The 16943-nt window shown below is 54.3% G+C and carries 14 protein-coding genes and 1 pseudogene; 9 read left to right on the forward strand and 6 right to left on the reverse strand.

The window, feature by feature from the left end; genetic code table 11:
• The 4 genes and pseudogenes from M0974_RS31155 to aroC form a co-directional block, all read right to left on the reverse strand.
• Positions 1–197 (reverse strand): annotated as a pseudogene (locus tag M0974_RS31155) (acireductone dioxygenase); the annotation flags it as partial.
• Positions 194–841, reverse strand: a complete 648-nt coding sequence (locus M0974_RS31160) for a methylthioribulose 1-phosphate dehydratase (protein ID WP_297845874.1) — start codon at positions 839–841, stop codon at positions 194–196. The gene M0974_RS31160 and the pseudogene M0974_RS31155, both read right to left, overlap by 4 nt.
• Complete coding sequence (locus tag M0974_RS31165; protein WP_297845895.1) at positions 838–1989, reverse strand: MFS transporter; 1152 nt, start codon at positions 1987–1989, stop codon at positions 838–840. Before M0974_RS31165 ends, M0974_RS31160 begins: the two co-directional genes overlap by 4 nt.
• Positions 1990–2062: 73 nt before the next feature.
• Positions 2063–3154 (reverse strand): chorismate synthase, encoded by a 1092-nt coding sequence (gene aroC, locus M0974_RS31170; protein ID WP_297845876.1) that lies wholly within the window; start codon positions 3152–3154, stop codon positions 2063–2065.
• A 144-nt stretch (positions 3155–3298) separates the two neighbouring features.
• Here aroC and M0974_RS31175 point away from each other — a divergent pair, with 144 nt between their 5' ends.
• Together M0974_RS31175 and M0974_RS31180 are read left to right on the forward strand one after the other, a co-directional pair.
• Positions 3299–4294 carry an alpha/beta fold hydrolase gene (locus M0974_RS31175; protein WP_297845877.1) on the forward strand — a complete coding sequence of 332 codons (996 nt, stop codon included), beginning with the start codon at positions 3299–3301 and terminating at the stop codon, positions 4292–4294.
• Between the two features lie 103 nt (positions 4295–4397).
• Positions 4398–5207, forward strand: coding sequence for a hypothetical protein (locus tag M0974_RS31180; RefSeq protein ID WP_297845879.1), 810 nt, complete (start codon positions 4398–4400; stop codon positions 5205–5207).
• Positions 5208–5331: 124 nt separating this feature from the next.
• Here the strand turns inward: M0974_RS31180 and prmB are convergent, their stop codons facing one another.
• Positions 5332–6240 (reverse strand): 50S ribosomal protein L3 N(5)-glutamine methyltransferase, encoded by a 909-nt coding sequence (gene prmB, locus M0974_RS31185; RefSeq protein WP_297845881.1) that lies wholly within the window; start codon positions 6238–6240, stop codon positions 5332–5334.
• Between the two features lie 269 nt (positions 6241–6509).
• Here prmB and M0974_RS31190 point away from each other — a divergent pair, with 269 nt between their 5' ends.
• From M0974_RS31190 to M0974_RS31215, 6 genes are all read left to right on the forward strand, one after another.
• Positions 6510–7100, forward strand: a complete 591-nt coding sequence (locus M0974_RS31190; RefSeq protein ID WP_297845882.1) for a cysteine hydrolase family protein — start codon at positions 6510–6512, stop codon at positions 7098–7100.
• A 195-nt stretch (positions 7101–7295) separates the two neighbouring features.
• On the forward strand, positions 7296–7616 hold the full coding sequence (locus tag M0974_RS31195; RefSeq protein WP_297845883.1) for a hypothetical protein: 321 nt from the start codon (positions 7296–7298) through the stop codon (positions 7614–7616).
• Between the two features lie 108 nt (positions 7617–7724).
• Positions 7725–8282, forward strand: coding sequence for a Smr/MutS family protein (locus M0974_RS31200; RefSeq protein ID WP_297845885.1), 558 nt, complete (start codon positions 7725–7727; stop codon positions 8280–8282).
• Positions 8283–8632: 350 nt separating this feature from the next.
• Entirely contained in the window at positions 8633–9613 is a 981-nt protein-coding gene (locus M0974_RS31205) for a hypothetical protein (protein ID WP_297845887.1), read from the forward strand.
• 42 nt (positions 9614–9655) lie between these two features.
• Positions 9656–10723 (forward strand): hypothetical protein, encoded by a 1068-nt coding sequence (locus tag M0974_RS31210; RefSeq protein ID WP_297845888.1) that lies wholly within the window; start codon positions 9656–9658, stop codon positions 10721–10723.
• 73 nt (positions 10724–10796) lie between these two features.
• Positions 10797–15881 (forward strand): RHS repeat-associated core domain-containing protein, encoded by a 5085-nt coding sequence (locus M0974_RS31215; RefSeq protein WP_297845889.1) that lies wholly within the window; start codon positions 10797–10799, stop codon positions 15879–15881.
• A 130-nt stretch (positions 15882–16011) separates the two neighbouring features.
• On the opposite strand, the gene M0974_RS31220 is transcribed toward M0974_RS31215, so the two are convergent.
• Positions 16012–16137, reverse strand: coding sequence for a hypothetical protein (locus M0974_RS31220; RefSeq protein WP_297845892.1), 126 nt, complete (start codon positions 16135–16137; stop codon positions 16012–16014).
• Positions 16138–16366: 229 nt separating this feature from the next.
• Between M0974_RS31220 and folE the strand changes: the two genes are divergently transcribed.
• Positions 16367–16912 carry a GTP cyclohydrolase I FolE gene (gene folE / locus M0974_RS31225; RefSeq protein ID WP_297845893.1) on the forward strand — a complete coding sequence of 182 codons (546 nt, stop codon included), beginning with the start codon at positions 16367–16369 and terminating at the stop codon, positions 16910–16912.
• Positions 16913–16943: the final 31 nt, after the last annotated feature.

Genomic DNA, 16943 nt, shown 5'->3' on the forward strand with positions numbered 1-16943 from the left:
ATCAGCTTATCGATCTGCACTTGATAGGCTGCGATGACTTCTTCTTGCGAGGCGCCGGGGGAAATCGGTGCCGAGGCTTGCCAGCGATCAAAGCCGACGCCGTGCTCGGCCAATGTCGAGGCGATGTCTTCGAGGTGGGTCAATACCTTGTTTGGCAAACCAGGTGATGAAATGTGATACACGGACAGGCTGCTCATAGCGGCAACTCCTTTACGTTGACCGGCGAGTTTACGTTGACTAGCGAGCGGGTCTTGAGCTCGCACTCGAACAAAAATTCAAACGCTTCGATCTGGCGCAGGGCATCACTCATGTGCGGGCCCCACGTATAGAGGCCATGGCCGCGAATCAGGTAGCCAGGGCACTCCGGATGGGCATCGAGCCAAGGCTGCACCTTCTCGGCCAGGCGGGCAATGTCCTGATCGTTGTCGAAAATAGGCACCACAACGGCGGACTCGTGAGTGACCACGCCGGTAAAGGCCTTCTGTAACTCATAGTTTTCAAACAGCAGATGATCACCTGGCGTCAGGCGTGACAACACGGTCGCGTTGACTGAATGGGTGTGCAACACCGCGCCGACCTGTGGTCTGCTCAGGTATATCTGCGTGTGCAGCAGCGTCTCGGCCGAAGGCTTTTTACCCGGTTCAAGGCTGTTGCCTGCCATGTCGGTGACCAACACGTCTTCAGGCCGCAGTTGACCTTTGTGCTTGCCCGAAGCAGTCAACAGCGCTGTGGTAGCAGACAACCGCGTCGAATAGTTGCTGCTGGTGGCCGGGGACCAACCTCGGCTGTATAGGAAGTGCCCGGCTTCGATGATTTGCTGGGCGAGTTGATCGCGGGTCATGCCCTGTCCTCTTTCGTTCGTGTAGCAATCATGACGGCAGCAGCCAATGCGGCAAGGCTGGCGATGCTGAACGTCCAGTTCGGGCCTAACGCGTTCCAGCTGTAACCAGAATACAACGCGCCAATGGCACCGCCCATTCCCGACAGCGCGGCATACAACGCCTGGCCCTGACCTTGTTGTCGAGAACCAAAGCTACGTTGCACGAAATGGATTGCGGCGGCGTGAAAACTGCCAAACGTTGCCGCGTGCAGTACTTGAGCGAAAATCAGGATCGATAAGTACTCGGCAAAACTGCCCAGCAGCAACCAACGCAACGCCGCGAGTAAAAAGCTGACCAGCAGAACCTGGCGAACGGAAAAGCGTTGCAGAATTCGACTCATTGACAAGAACATCGACACTTCGGCAACAACACCTAACGCCCATAGCAGGCCGATAACCCCGCGACTGTAGCCCAAGTGTTCAAGGTGTAGCGTCAAAAATGTGTAGTAAGGGCCATGACTTAATTGCATCAGCGCGACACAGCCGTAAAACGCCAGCACGCCGGGTTGACCCAGTTGTGTGAGAAAGCCTCCACTGCTCAGCCGCTGGGTGGACGACACCGGCTGCGCAGTAGGAACCCACCAACTGCTGGCGACGATTCCCGTCATGATCAATAGCAGCGCCTGTGGATAAACATCAAGGCTGAACCACTCGAACAGTCGTCCTAACGCCACCACGGCCAGGATAAAGCCGATGGAGCCCCACAGCCGAACCTGGCTGTAACGGGACGTTTGCCCCCGCAGATGGGCCAGTGTGATGACCTCGAACTGCGGCAAGACGGCGTGCCAAAAAAAGGCTTGCAGGGCCATGACCATCGCGAGCCATGCATAGCTCTTGTCGAACAGGATCAGCGAAAAGGTCAGCAGCGTGCACACCGCGCCAAGCCGTACGATTGCCAGACGGCGGCCGGTGTAATCGCCGAGCCAGCCCCAGATGTTCGGCGCAATGCAGCGCATCAGCATCGGAATAGCCACTAACTCACCGATGCGTGCGCTGGAAAAGCCGAGATGGTCGAAGTACAGCGCCAGAAATGGCGCTGTAGACCCGAGTAACGCGAAATAGAACAGATAGAAACTGGACAGCCGCCAATAAGGAATGGGGCCGGGCACCTGTTCGACTGAAAGGCTTCCTGAAGTGGCTGCCACGGCTAAAACGCCGCAGCAGCGTCACCGCCATCGCGCATTACAGTTGGCCCAGAACGGGTGTCGACACCCGCACATCCGCGTTTTGGCCACGATTACGCAGCAGGTGATCCATCAAGACGATGGCCATCATCGCTTCAGCAATCGGCGTAGCGCGAATACCGACGCACGGGTCATGGCGACCTTTGGTGATCACGTCCTTCGCAGCGCCATTGACGTCGATGGAGTGCCCTGGTGTGGTGATGCTGGAGGTTGGCTTCAAAGCCAGATGGGCGACAATCGGCTGACCCGACGAAATCCCGCCCAAAATACCGCCGGCATTGTTCGACACAAAGCCCTCTGGCGTCAGCTCATCGCGGTGTTCGGTGCCACGCTGAGCGACGCAGGCAAAACCGGCGCCGATTTCTACGCCTTTGACGGCATTGATGCTCATCAGCGCATGGGCCAGTTCAGCATCCAGACGGTCAAAAATCGGCTCACCCAAGCCCGGTTTCACGCCTTCGGCGACAACAGTGATTTTCGCGCCGACTGAATCCTGATCCCGACGCAGTTGATCCATGTAGGCCTCAAGCTCTGGCACTTTGTCTGGATCTGGGCAGAAAAAGGCGTTTTGCTCGACCGAATCCCAGGTTTTGAACGCAATCTCGATCGGACCCAACTGGCTCATGTAGCCACGAATTTGAATGCCTTGGGTGGCCAGGTATTTCTTGGCAATTGCACCGGCAGCCACGCGCATGGCGGTTTCACGGGCGGAACTGCGACCGCCGCCGCGATAATCGCGGACGCCGTATTTATGGTGGTAGGTGTAATCGGCATGGGCCGGCCGGAACACATCAGAAATCGCCGAATAGTCCTTGGACTTCTGATCGGTGTTACGAATCAGCAGGCCGATCGGGGTGCCGGTGGTTTTACCTTCGAAAACACCCGAGAGAATCTCGACTTCATCGGCTTCCTGACGCTGTGTGGTATGGCGACTGGTTCCGGGCTTGCGGCGATCAAGGTCGTGTTGCAGGTCTTGTGCCGACAGTTCAAGCCCCGGCGGGCAGCCGTCAACGATAGCAACCAGTGCTGGACCGTGGCTTTCACCAGCAGTGGTGACAGTGAACAGCTTGCCGTAGGTATTGCCGGACATGCAGGACGCTCCGCGAAAATTCATCAAAATCACAAGTCCACCAGTATACGCAGGCTGCCGGTGTAGTTCATCCTTCTGGAGCTTACCGAACCTTATACGTACGGATGCGTCCAATCGGCACTTATACTGAACGTGGCCTTCTAGATGTTACGAGTCACCGCTGTAATTCGAGTTCTCACCTTGATACTTCCGCTTTTCACTGGCCTTGCTCAAGCCGTAACCCTACCGGCCACTGCGCCAACGGTTATATTGCAACGCCCTATCAGCCTCGATACTGGTACCGGCGAATTGTTCGGCACCTTGGTGCTGCCCAAGTCAGATGCCCCGGTGCCCGTGGTATTGATGATATCCGGCTCTGGGCCTACTGATCGCGACGGCAACAATACCGATGGCGGGCGCAACGACAGCATGAAGCGTCTGGCGAAGATTCTTGCCAAGCACAACATCGCCAGCGTGCGCTATGACAAACGTGGCGTGGCAACCGGCACGGCGGCGACGCCTGATGAGCGCAATCTAAGCATCGAAGCGTACGTGGCGGATGCCGAGGCTTGGGGCCAAAAGCTCAAGGCAGACCCGCGTTTGGGGCCATTGATCTTGATGGGGCACAGTGAAGGCGCGTTGGTTGCGTCACTGGCCGCGCAAAAAGCCGGGGCGGCTGCGGTAATTTCCATCGCCGGTACCGGACGTCCGGTGGATCAAGTGGTGCGCGAACAACTGCAATACCGCTTGCCGCCAGCCTTGCTCCAGCGTAGCGAGCAAATTATCGCATCGCTGAAAGCCGGTCACACCGACGACAATGTGCCGCCTGCGCTGGAAGTGGTATTCCGCCCTAGTGTGCAGCCGTACCTGATTTCATTGTTCCGCCAGAACCCCGCCCAAGCCTTCGGTAGATTAAAGGTCCCGGCGCTGATCATTCAGGGCCGTCACGACATTCAAGTGGGCATCGGCGATGCGGAACTGCTCCATGCCGCAAAACCTGATTCGGACCTGGCGCTGATCGACGGCATGAATCATGTCATGCGCATCGTGCCTAACGACATCAAGCGCCAGCTAGCATCCTATAGAGATCCGCAGTTACCGCTCGCCAGCGAGTTGTCCACGCGCATCCTGCAGTTCATTGGGGCGCTACCTGCTGCATAAAGTGCGCATTCCGGGTTATGGCCTACAGTCCTGAAAGAAACGGCCGATAGCAGATGACCGGCACCAAGTTTGCTGCTGGGTGCCTGGCCACGGGATTGCCGACATGACCGATACTCAAGCCCTACTCGACGTAGAAGCTGAAACCAATACTGACACTGCGCCGGTTGAGGCAGAGCCGGTGCTTCTGCCGTGGGCGGATGTCCAGACCGATCATTTCCAGATGCTGCGCCTTTCCCCCCTCCCGACCCACCGCATCACTGGCGCACGGCCCCTGCGCTTTGTGCAGTTCGGACGGGTGGAACGCCACAGCAAAGAGCTCAGTTTGCTGCGCCTGGACATTCAGTTGGCCGGACAACGGGTACGCAAAGAACAGAACCATCTGGACGTGTGGGTCGACCACAGCACGCACCGCATTAGATTCAGCCCTGAGTCTGGCTTGCAGATTGAGCCGTGGAACCGCGGCATCGGTCGATTTTTGATCGCGCACGGTGTCGCTTGGGCCCGTAGAAGATGGTCCGGTTACACCGTCGACGGCATCACGCTTGCCAGCAAAGACGCGCTGAACGAAGACACTCGCCTGCGCCGCGATCACGTCCTCAAAACTCAAGGGTTTGCCGTGTCGTATGCCGATGCACAGCACATGAAAGGCACCGTGAAAGACGTGCTATTGGGAGAACTGCACAGTTCCTGGAACAACGACAAAATTCAGGTCATGGAGGTCTTGGAAACTGCCAACATGCTTGAACAGGCCGAAAGCAACCTGCTGGAGCAAGAAATCAGACTGCGCAAGCAGGAAGAAACGGTCGCCCAGTTTAAGCGTGAAGACACCGGTTTGCGCTTCACCATCGCCTGCCTGGTAGCATTTGCGGTGTTTCAGGCGGCGTTACTGATCTGGATTGCGACGCATAGGTAGCTTCAGTGAAGGCTGTGTGGGGCCGAATTCATTCGGGAAGCGAGCAACACGGTCTGTCTGATGGACCACGTTGTTGCTTTCGCGAATGACTTCGCTCCCACCGATTCTGAAAATCGCAGTCCCGTTACACCCGCGCAGCAAACAACGCTTGGTGCTCACGGCATTGCTCTGCGGTCAACATGAACACCCCGTGCCCGCCACGTTCGAATTCGAGCCAGGCAAAATCGACTTCGGGATAGAGCGCCTCAACATGGATCTGGCTGTTGCCGACTTCGACAATCAGCAAGCCCTTCTCCGTCAGATGCTCCCCGGCCTGACTGAGCATCCGTCGAACCAGATTTAAACCATCGTCGCCACACGCCAGCGCCAGCTCAGGTTCGTGCTGATATTCGTCGGGCATGTCGGCGAAGTCTTCGGCGTCCACGTACGGCGGATTGGACACGATCAGATCAAAACGCTGCCCAGGCAAACCGTCGAAGCCGTCACCCTGGACGGTGTAGACACGATCATCGACGCCATGCCGCTCGATATTCTGGTTCGCCACTTCCAATGCTTCGTAGGAAAGATCGGCCAACACGACTTCCGCTTCCGGAAATTCGAACGCACAGGCGATACCGATACAACCAGAACCGGTACACAGGTCAAGAATCCGCGCCGGGTCTTGCGCCAGCCAAGGTTCGAAACGTTTTTCAATCTGCTCGCCAATTGGTGAGCGAGGAATCAGCACCCGATCATCGACAATGAACGACAAACCGCAAAATAGCGCTTCACCCAACAGATACGCGGTTGGAATTCGATCAACGATGCGGCGCTTGAGCAAGCGTTGCAGATTGACCAGTTCGTCGTCTTCCAGGCGGCAGTCAAGGTAGCTATCAGCGATTTCCCACGGCAGATGTAACGCGCCGAGCACTAACTGGCGGGCTTCGTCCCAAGCGTTGTCGGTACCGTGCCCGAAAAACAGATCTTCCCCGTGAAAACGGCTGACAGCCCAACGGATGTGGTCGCGCAGGGTGCGAAGGCGGGAAGTGATCACAGGCAAACTCCTCAAAAAACGACCGGCGATTCTATCAGTCATAGGCCGAACAAACGATGCCTGTGACCAAGGGCAGCTGAGGAATCAAAAAGCCATCACGGAAAGGCTATTTACATCCGGAAATCGAGTTTTATTGGCAAAACGCCATCGGTTTTCGCCAGGTCAAATGGTCCGCAGGCCAACAACCACGCTGCTTGCGCATATGACCATTCACAGAACCGCTCAGCCAGAGGACAATGTCGCAAAAGCCCCACCCGAAGGAGCCCCAGATGTCCGATCCAAAAACGATGTTTCAACTCAGTGGCCGTGGTTATGCACCGGCCAATTTGAGCAATGCCACGCTGATTATTATTGACGCGCAAAAAGAATACATGAGCGGTCCGCTGGCCTTGAGCGGGATCAAAGAAGCGGTCGCCAATATCTGCAAACTGGTCGCGGCTGCCCGTGCGGCGGCGTGCCCTATCGTGCACATTCGCCACCTCGGTACAGTGGGCGGTTTGTTCGACCCCCAAGGCGAACGTGGCGAACTGCTTCCTGAGCTATTGCCGGAAGATGCAGAACACCTGGTGGAAAAACGCTTGCCGAACGCCTTCAACGGTACCGGGCTGGACGACCTGCTGCAGAGCTTGGGGCACCTGGACCTGATCGTGTGCGGCTTTATGAGCCACTCGAGCATCAGCACAACGGTGCGTGCGGCCAAAGACTACGGCTACCGTTGCACGCTGGTCGAAGACGCCTGTGCCACCCGCGACTTGCCAAGCAAGCAGGGTATCGTCAGCGCCGAGGTCGTTCATCAAACTGAAATGGCGATTATGGCCGACAACTTCGCTACGCTCGCGCTGACCACAGACTTGATCTAGCCGTAGCGGGCTGAACCAGAACCGCCCGCGGCGGTTCTAGGGCATCGAGCCCCGGTGAATTCCCTTGGGAAAAGACCCTGGCCCCGTATAACCGCCCATCTATTAATCACTTGCATTTGCCTTTGAATCCCCTCAATCGGGAACCAGCCAGTCATATACTGGTCAGAGCGCCGATACCCTGAGAGGAAAATCGGAATGAAATCATCCGATGGATTCGATGCCCGCCGCTTGCGCCCCAAAGGCCCGAGCAACTGGCGGACACGGTTTGGCGCTGCAGTGGCAGCCCTGATGGCGACCTGCGGCGTATTGCTGATGTTGGCGGGTATCGCCAGCCTGATTGGTCACCCGCCCGCACTAGGCGACCTTAACGCTAGCCCGCTTGGCGCATCGCTGGTCGTAGTGGCCGGGTTGTTCGTGTTGTACGTGGGTGTGTGGCTGTGGCGCCGCTGCCGCCGCCGTTTGCGCCGCACTGGCTCGTTGAATATGTCCCCGCACCTGATGAAAAAGCACGATTAAACCCAGGCGCACTCCCGCTAACGGGATTCTGACAGCGGGTGATGACGTTTTTGTCGCGCCGAGCAGGGTGTGACTTGGGTAGACTAGCCCTCCTGCGCGGAGGCTCACATGCAAGACGACGACTTTTCCCTGTTCAAGAATGAGATCCGCGGCGTAAAGCCGATCAAGCAAGACCATGCCGATGTCGGCAAACCCAAACCTGACCGCAAGCATCTGGCGAAATTGCGCCAAGCAGCAACAGTGCGCACCGATTCGGTGACGGTCGATGGTTTATCAGATCAATTTGTCATTGATGTTGGCCCAGAAGACGAACTCAGTTGGTCGCGTGACGGGGTGCAAGAAGGGCAAATGCGCAAGCTCAAGCTCGGCCAGATTAGCTTTGAAGGCAGTCTGGACTTGCATGGCATGACTGTTGAAGTCGCCCGAGAAACCTTGTGGGAGTTCCTTGCTGAAGCCACCAAGCTGGAAATCCGCTGCGTGCGGGTGACCCACGGCAAGTCAGTTCGACTGGACGGCAAAAGGCCGTTGATTAAAAGCCATGTCAATACGTGGCTCCGGCAGCATTCTCAAGTACTTGGGTTTTGTTCTTGCCTGGCGAAACACGGGGGCGCGGGCGCGCTGTACGTGGTTCTCAAACGGACAATGATGGAAGGCCGCGACGAGTAATCCTGGTCGATATTCGACATGCGAAGCTCGCCTGCTTTAGCGCTTAGCTAGGCAGGCAGGCAGGCAGGCATTGCATAATTTTTTTGACTGCAACCGGCCGAAATAATCAACGCCCGTTAAATGATTGTTATACAACAATCAAATCTTCAGCAACGCCTCACCGACTTACGATCATCGCTAAATAGTATAAGAAAAAGCCACGTCAAACTTGATCTTTCCGGCCTGACTAACTAACGTCTCTTTATATACACCACCACCCCTTACAGTTAGCCAGTCAGGGCACTCACGCGTCAACCCAAACGGTGAAGCCCATTTAACGGAATAAATGATTCCTCATAGGGAGCAACACTATGACTCACGCCAACAACAAAGCGGACAATCCATCCATCTGGCTGCTTGAGTTTGATATCGAAACGACTTCTGGTAGTCAATTACTCTACGCCAATGGCCGACAGCAAGTTGAGGTGACACTCACCCTAAAAACCAAGGAAGCGTTCCCGCTGACCACGCTGCAAAAAGAATCTTTATGCATCGTGGTGCAGCAAAGCAACGGCGAGTATGTGCGCTTACCAGACGAGGTGGGTGTTAATAGCTGGTGGGCCAGCGAAACACAGGGTGTTTACGATTACTACCCTATTGCCGCCAAGGAACAACCCAGCATTACTAATAAAAGAAACGAATTAGAGCAGGCAGAGACGTTTTACCAGAAACGATTCTACGTCATGACGCGTGCCACAGCCGGAGACGCGATCAAACTGCGTGCGCAAGTGTCCCGAAGCGCAGATGAAACGTATCAGTCCATCATTCCATTTGAGCACAGCGTTACATTAACCTCCGTCAGGACACCCGATTTTTCAGCACCGGACAACTATACATTAACACGCAGGTTAGTCAGCGGTAACGAGAACCTGGGGAGGTTCGTGTACGAGTACCAACTTTACCCCACTAACATGATTTTCAAGTCCGCAGAAGTACTGCCTTTAGGCATGATTCAGTGGGATGACAGAAATCCAGCAGAAACCCGAGCATCCAACGTCGGCTTCGCCGGCCCAAACCAGCCAGCATTTAGTTATGATGAAGATATTATAACGGGCGACGCGTTTAAAGAGGAAAGAGTCATGTATGTTACCTATCAAAGTCCGGGAAGACTATCAATTGTTCTGCAGGGCGGCATTAATATTCCATACCACAGTAACAGTGCAATCTATCACAATGGTCCATGCAAGGTGAACGGCATCGACATGAACGGAAATGATCACGCCGTCGGCGTGCAATTCAACGGTGCATCGGGATTTGTAGCGCGCACCAATCTTGAGATAACGAGTATCTAGGCGCGCGTCAACTCAGCACCTACACATGAAAAGGAATTCATCGTGAAACAGAAAAAAGACAGCACCGCAAAGAATACCCAGGCACAACCCGGCACACCGAGCCCTTCAGAGCCCAATGCTACTTGGGAAACCCTTAGCTGGTTTCAAATAATCTATCTCGAAAGAACGCAAGATAACAGCACCGCCAATGTGTTCGGAAATGGTCGACAGCAAGTTCCGCTGAAAGTAATCATTGAGGCAAGGAACGCTAACGGTGAAGTCGTTGCGCTGTCTGCAACAGAACTCGAGAGTATAACCTTCGTCAACTACCATACCGGCGTAGAATTAGAAAATCTCAGCAATACAAGAGTTCAAAAATATGATTATTTTTCCGAATCGAGTTTCCCGCTACAAGAGCCCGACAATGCAGGAACGCTCAATTCAGCCAATGTCGCGACAGAAGAAAGGGACAACCATATTCTTCGCCAAGAATCGCTTAAGTGGTTTACGACGAAAAGCGTGGAAACAATACGCATCGCCGCGTCCATTACTTTGCTTTCCGGCACAACTTTCCACACCCACAGTCAAGAAGTCCCTAGTGGTGGCGCAGCTTCACAAGGGGCAAAGTTCAACAGTTCGCTGACGGTAAAATCTCATACGCCGGTTACGTTTAGAGCGGGGTCTTTTAGTGCATGGCGCCGAGATAAGACTAGCAACGACCATTTTGACGTGGATATTTATGACATTTACTTTAACGACCCAGGGTACAAAATCAGAGACAGCATCCATTACACTACCCCTGGCGATCAATGGCATTACTCCTGGAAGAAATCGGACGCCAACAAAGTCCAAACCGCTTATAGAGCTGACCTTTCCAGGACGGTCAATTTCAAAACCTTTGTACCCGGCAATAGCTTCAATATTTCATTTACTGTAAATGAGTATTTGACCCCTGAAGGAAAAGCAACAGCCTCTCGGATTATCGATAAATACGGGGCAGGCTATGCAGGAGGCAAACATGATAGTGCCCGGGTTGGATATATAGATACTTTCGGCAATGAGAGCATCATCTGGCTCAATAACTCATCGGATGGCAATACCCTGTCATTGGGCGACAACCCTATCAATTAGCAATGTGTGCAGCATTACCGGATGGAATAATTTGATAACGTGCCGGGCAGGTCTTGGCACACCGAGGCCGATCATGGACGATGAAGCGATAAATCCCCAAACACCGCTCGATCTGGCTCGCCTTCAAAACGGCAGCGGGCTTTACTCTCAGGCAACTAACTTCCTTAGCCATGTCCGTACCGGCGTTGATGCCCGAACTGGCCAGTTTACGCTTGCGCTTACGTTGCCCATTGGCGAAGCCAATGCGCTGACGGGACCCTCCGTATCGCCAAATCTGGTATTTAGCTCTCCAGCATCGGCCAGAGACAACGGATTCGGACGAGGCTGGGCATTGGCGCTCTCGGCGTTAGACTTTAACACTCGCACCTTGCGCCTTTCATCGGGCGACCAATACAGCCTGGATTCGGAAAATTCCGATTACACCGACGGCGGAGAACTAAAATTCTTCGACAAAAAACTGGACAGCTTCCGTGTTATCGCGTTGGATAACCAAGGCCTGAGGTTTCGGGTTGAATATAAGTCCGGCGAGACCGAAATACTGGAATATGAGAGCAACAGCGGCATAGCGGTATTAACAACGGTCCGCTCTCATGAAGGGCGCCAAGTTTTTCTCGAGTGGTTGCCCTCGAACCACGGTGTTTATTTTCTTTCAACAGTTCGAGATGAAACACGCGACTTGCTGAGAATCACCGCCGACTACGCAGTCGGTGAGATCACTGTAACAGCCAACCCCGATTCTGATGAGTCCTCAACGTTCGTCTTGCTAATAGCTAACAGCCAGTTGAGCTCAGTCATTCTCCGCGATGACGCTCAAAGTCGATGGGATTTTTTATACGATGAGCACGACAGCTTGTTATTTCCGTCCGACGTTAGAAGCCCCTTGGGCAGTCACGACCGCATTGTCTACGCAACAGGCCTTAGCGGCCATCTGTTGCCCCGCGGCGCCCCGCTGGCTTCACTCCCAAGAATCACTTCATGGAGCCACGACCCCGGCCAGCAGCAGCCAGAGTTCAGTGCTACTTACCAATGGATAAACACCAATAATTTCTACGGGTATGGCTCTCGCCTCCCTATCGACTGGAGAGACGGCACTGACAATCTCTATCAATTGGGCGAGGCCTACGATTATGGGGTCGTTGAAACCCAGTGGGACGAAACAGGCACAGAATTGAGTACAACGTTACGTACCTGGAACCGCTTCCACCTTCAAACGGAAGAAACCGTCAGTTGCCAAGGGTGTATTGTCAGAACCCTTACGACCTACGACGAAGACCCATCAATACCATGGGCCGATCAGAAACCTTGGTGTCAACTGCCCATAGAAGTCACCACGGAGTACGAGGACAGCACACAGTCACCTGTAACCCGTCGAACAGAACGGGTAGAAACTCGCTATGACGAAACCGGCAACATCTTATTTCAACGCGCCAAGACTGGGGTGATTGAGGAGCGGGAGTATTACCCGGCGACAGGCGGAGAAGGATGTCCCGCAGACCCGTATCTATTTTCGCGCTGGCTTAAGCAATACACAGTGACACCGGCCCCCGTGGAGCATGGCTCGGACGACCAAGCACCAACCCTGGCAACCATTTATCGCTATGAATTGCTCCCTTCTTTATTAGCGGATGCCAAAGCCCACATCGTCACCCAGCAAGAGCAAACCGTGCAACTAACTGCATCGGGACAGGAGCTGATAGGCCGCACGACACAGACCTACATACGCGACGGCGGCGCACATCATGGCCGCCCTCTTCTGTCCGTGACGACACTGAACAACCTGGCCACCACAACCCTTTACAACTATGCCCTTGAAACTAATCAACTGACTGTTCAGACGACTGTCACTGGCTTCGAAAATACCCCCCAGAACTCGGTTACGCAGAACGATGTTCACTCCATTTTAACTGGCCTGACCACGCTTGAGCAGAATGAAAATGGCGTACAGGCCCAGTATGAGCACGACTCATTAGGCCGTGTTACTCGTAAGACAATAGCGCCTGGCACGCTGTATAAAGCCATCACCACTTCTCGCTTTCAGCTGTCAGGGGCGTTACACGACTCTTCGGTTTTAGTTGAAGAAACCGATGTGAATGGAGGACGGCAACGGCTTTACCTGGACGGCGATGGGCGCGTGATAAGTACGGAGGTCGAAGACATCGATAACCTGCCCGGTACGTTTAGAGAAGTGTCCCGCACTCGCTATAACGACAGAGGCCAGGTAAAAGAAAGCACCACGCTGGATTGGGTACCGGGTCAATCACTCCCTATCAGTTTGACAACACAATACGACTATAACGGCTGGGGTATACAAACCGCTTCGCATCGGCCCGACGGTGTCACCGAATATAGTTACAGTGACCCTGTCAGCCTGCAAACCCGCACATGGTTGGAGGGCAGCGATGGAAAAGTATCTGCACTCACCGTATCGATCAGCAACGTTGCGGGCAGTCCGATTCGGACCGAACACTATGACTTGAAAAATCAATTGCTTCGCACACTGGAGGACCAGAGGGACGGGCTGGACCGTGTCATTGCACGCCGCCTGATTGAGCCAAACGTAGAGAAACCGACGGTAACCCTTACCCGCTACGACGTGCATGACCGCATCACTGACACAGAGCTGCCAGATGGAACGTTAGTTAGCTGGACATATGCAGCGCACAGCGACGGAGACCATCCGGAATCAATCACGCTCACGCCCCTCGGAGGAAAGCCCATCATCGTTGGGCAACAAACATTCGACGGGGCAGGAAGGCAGCGCAGCCTGAACATTTTCGGCCGGCATAGCTCATTCCAGTATGTGGTCGGGTTAATAGCTCCGGTGGCTCAAACGACCGCGCGCGGGCATGTGCTTCAGTATCTGTACGAGCCGCTCTTGGACAATGAACTGATCGGGACCCGTGTTAATGGAGAGATCGCCAACTACGACTACGATCCGTTGCACGGCCAGATGATTCGAGCCACGGGACAATTGGGCGAGCAAGTCACAACCTATTCCAAGTCGGGGAGACCCGTTTCCCAGTCGTGGCATGTAGACGGAGAGGAACATACCACATCGTCTCGCTACACCCTGAACGGTCGCCCACTTGGCACTACAGATATAGCTGGCACACAACAGACCCTTGAATACGACAACCTGGGACGCCTGGCGGTGCTGCAAAGTGGAACAGTGACCGTGACGATAGAATATGACGGATTGTCTCGTGCTTACCGCACGTCGACCGTAGACTCCGAACACACTCGATCTCTGAGTCAGACACTGTCTTATGACGAGTTTGGCCGAGAAATAACCAGAACCTTTTCAACCGTCAACGATGAAGGCGTGCGAGTCGTTCGCCAGGAAATGACCTATACGGCTAAAGACCAACTCGCCACACAAGCGTGGAGCGACGGTGAACAGTTACTGAGTAACGAGGCGTATGACTACGACGTTCGCGGCCGCCTCGTTCAGTACACAGCGTCCGGAACAAAGGCCCCTACTGACCCTTACGGCAACGTTTTGCAGCGGCAAACCTTTACCCTTAATGCATTAGATGGGAACGAAAAAGTCGTTACAGAATACGCCGACGGACAACGCGACGAGGCCATATTTATTTATAACCCGCAAGACCCCACGCAGCTGGCGCAGGTAACACACACTCATCCGTCCTGGCCGAAGTCGTTAGAACTCGAGTATGACGCCCATGGCAACGTGTTAAAGGATGGCCGGGGACGAGAGTTGGTGTGGGACGCTGAAGACAGGCTGGTAAAGGTTATTGACGGAGTGCGGGCCTGCGATTATCACTACACCCCACTGGGGCTCATGGCTGAACGTATATTAGACGGCGAAACACAACGGCACTTTTACCAAGGCGATCGATTAGCTAACAAACAAGACGCCAACGGCTTGGTGACCTACGTCGGTAATGCAAACTCGGTATTTGCACAAAGTAGATTGAGCAATGCGGTGCGCGCAGCTTCACATACAAATGGCGACGCGCAGTTTGCTAGTGTTGATGTGTTACTGCTGGGATGCGATGCGCAGGGCTCCGTTCGCCTGGAAGTCGATGAGTTCTCACGCACGCTAAACTATACCGCTCACGGAGCGACCCATACAGATTTGCCAAAAAGCGGAATAGGGTTTGCCGGGGAAGTAATAGACACCTTTACCGGATGGTATATGCCGGGAGGTTACAGGCCGTATGACCCTGTGCTCATGTGCTTTTTGAGCCCAGACAGTGAAAGTCCATTTGGCCGGGGAGGCATAAATGGCTATGCCTATTGTGGCGGCGACCCCGTTAACAACATTGATCCTGACGGACACGGCTGGTTGAGTTGGGTGATAGCCGGCGTTGGGATGACGCTCGCAATTGCAGGAACGGTCGCGTCGATGGGGACTGCTGCGCCGGCAATCGCGGCGCTGTTCTCCCTCGGCATGGCATCACTCACCGCTGGCGGAGCGCTGGCCATAGCATCGGCGGGTCTTGGAGTGGTTTCACTGGCAACAGGAGTCGCTGCGATGACCCTAGAAGCGACCGGCGGAGATCAAAAGGCAGCCAGTATTCTGGGGTGGGTATCCATGGGGACTGGTATTGCCTCGACAGTGACTGCACTGGGTCCATCCGTAGCCAGATCAGGTGCGAAATGGGCAGACCGCTTTGTAGGACGCGGTGCCAAGTCTATTAATTCGACTGGCAAAGCTAAATCTCCCAAGACGCTCTTTCAAACTAAACCTGGAGAACACGACGTGGTTCTTCACGATAATCTTTTGGGCAGCGGAAACGCCGCCTACGAGACCCATGGGGATATGTTGGGAAATTTAATGAGTAAAACCGGAAAGTACACTAACGCCACTATTGTCGCCATCCAAGACATAGCACCAGCGCTTGAAAGCATAGGTTATCCACTTGGAAAGCCGGTAACTCTAGTCGCTTGCTGGGGGGGGCGGTCAGGCGCCGCGCAACAAGTAGCGAACGTCATTAGGCGACCGGTACAAGCCTATCACCACACTGTCATTTCGTATGATCCTCTCTTTATGCAGAGCGTCCGCACGATGAGGAGTGGATTTACTAATGAAATTCATTCGGTAAGATCAAACCCATTCATAAGAGCGCTCAATAGGGCACGAGGTAAACCCTCAAAAAAATTGGCGCGTATGACCACCTATTACCCGCAATAATTCCGTCTCAGAAACACTTCCGAAGGAAATGCTTAGCGCAATGGAAGGCCGCGACGAGTAATCCCTCTAGTCGCGACCTTCCAAATGTTGGCTCACACGGGCCTATCTGATGTCCAGGCCCGACTGACTATCAGTAGCGGCGGTTGTCCGCGTAACGATGGTCATGCCAATGACCGTCGTGCCAAGGTCCGAAGAAACAGCCCGACATGGATGACAATACCGCCACAACAATTGCAACTTTTACGAGTCGACTCATTTCATTTACTCTCTTCACGGCAGGTATTTGTTACCTGATAATTCAGACCGCAAAACCTGAGCATTAGCGTGCCGACGACTGTAAAGGTTGGGTAAAGAACTGAATTGACTGCAATTACTGCCATGTTCGTGGCGCATGCACCTGATTTACGACCCCACAGCCGTACACCTGCCTGCCCGCGTAAGCTACTATGTCGCCCATTATTGAACCCACACGGAAACACAGCCCTGTGACACTGGAACAGAATTACACCGCGATTTTGGGTCAACTGGGCGAGGACGTTTCTCGCGAAGGGTTGATCGACACGCCAAAGCGTGCAGCCAAGGCAATGAAGTATCTGTGTCGCGGCTATGAACAAACCCTGGAAGAAGTCACCAACGGCGCCCTCTTCAGCTCCGACGCGAGCGAAATGGTCATGGTCAAGGACATCGAGTTATATTCGTTGTGCGAGCATCACTTGCTGCCGTTCATTGGCAAGGCTCATGTGGCGTACATCCCCAGCGGCAAAGTGCTCGGGCTGTCGAAAGTCGCCCGTATCGTTGACATGTATGCACGCCGGTTACAGATTCAGGAAAACCTGAGCCGTCAGATTGCCGAAGCAATCCAGCAGGTCACCGGTGCGTTGGGCGTGGCTGTGGTGATTGAGGCCAAGCACATGTGCATGATGATGCGTGGCGTCGAGAAGCAGAATTCATCAATGATCACCTCGGTGATGCTCGGCGAATTTCGCGAAAACGCTGCCACCCGCAGCGAGTTTCTTAGCCTGATTAAATGACCTGTCGTTCAGGCGTAACCCGTTTGGATCG

It is taken from the genome of Pseudomonas sp. (genome assembly GCF_026224925.1).
GTDB lineage: Bacteria > Pseudomonadota > Gammaproteobacteria > Pseudomonadales > Pseudomonadaceae > Aquipseudomonas.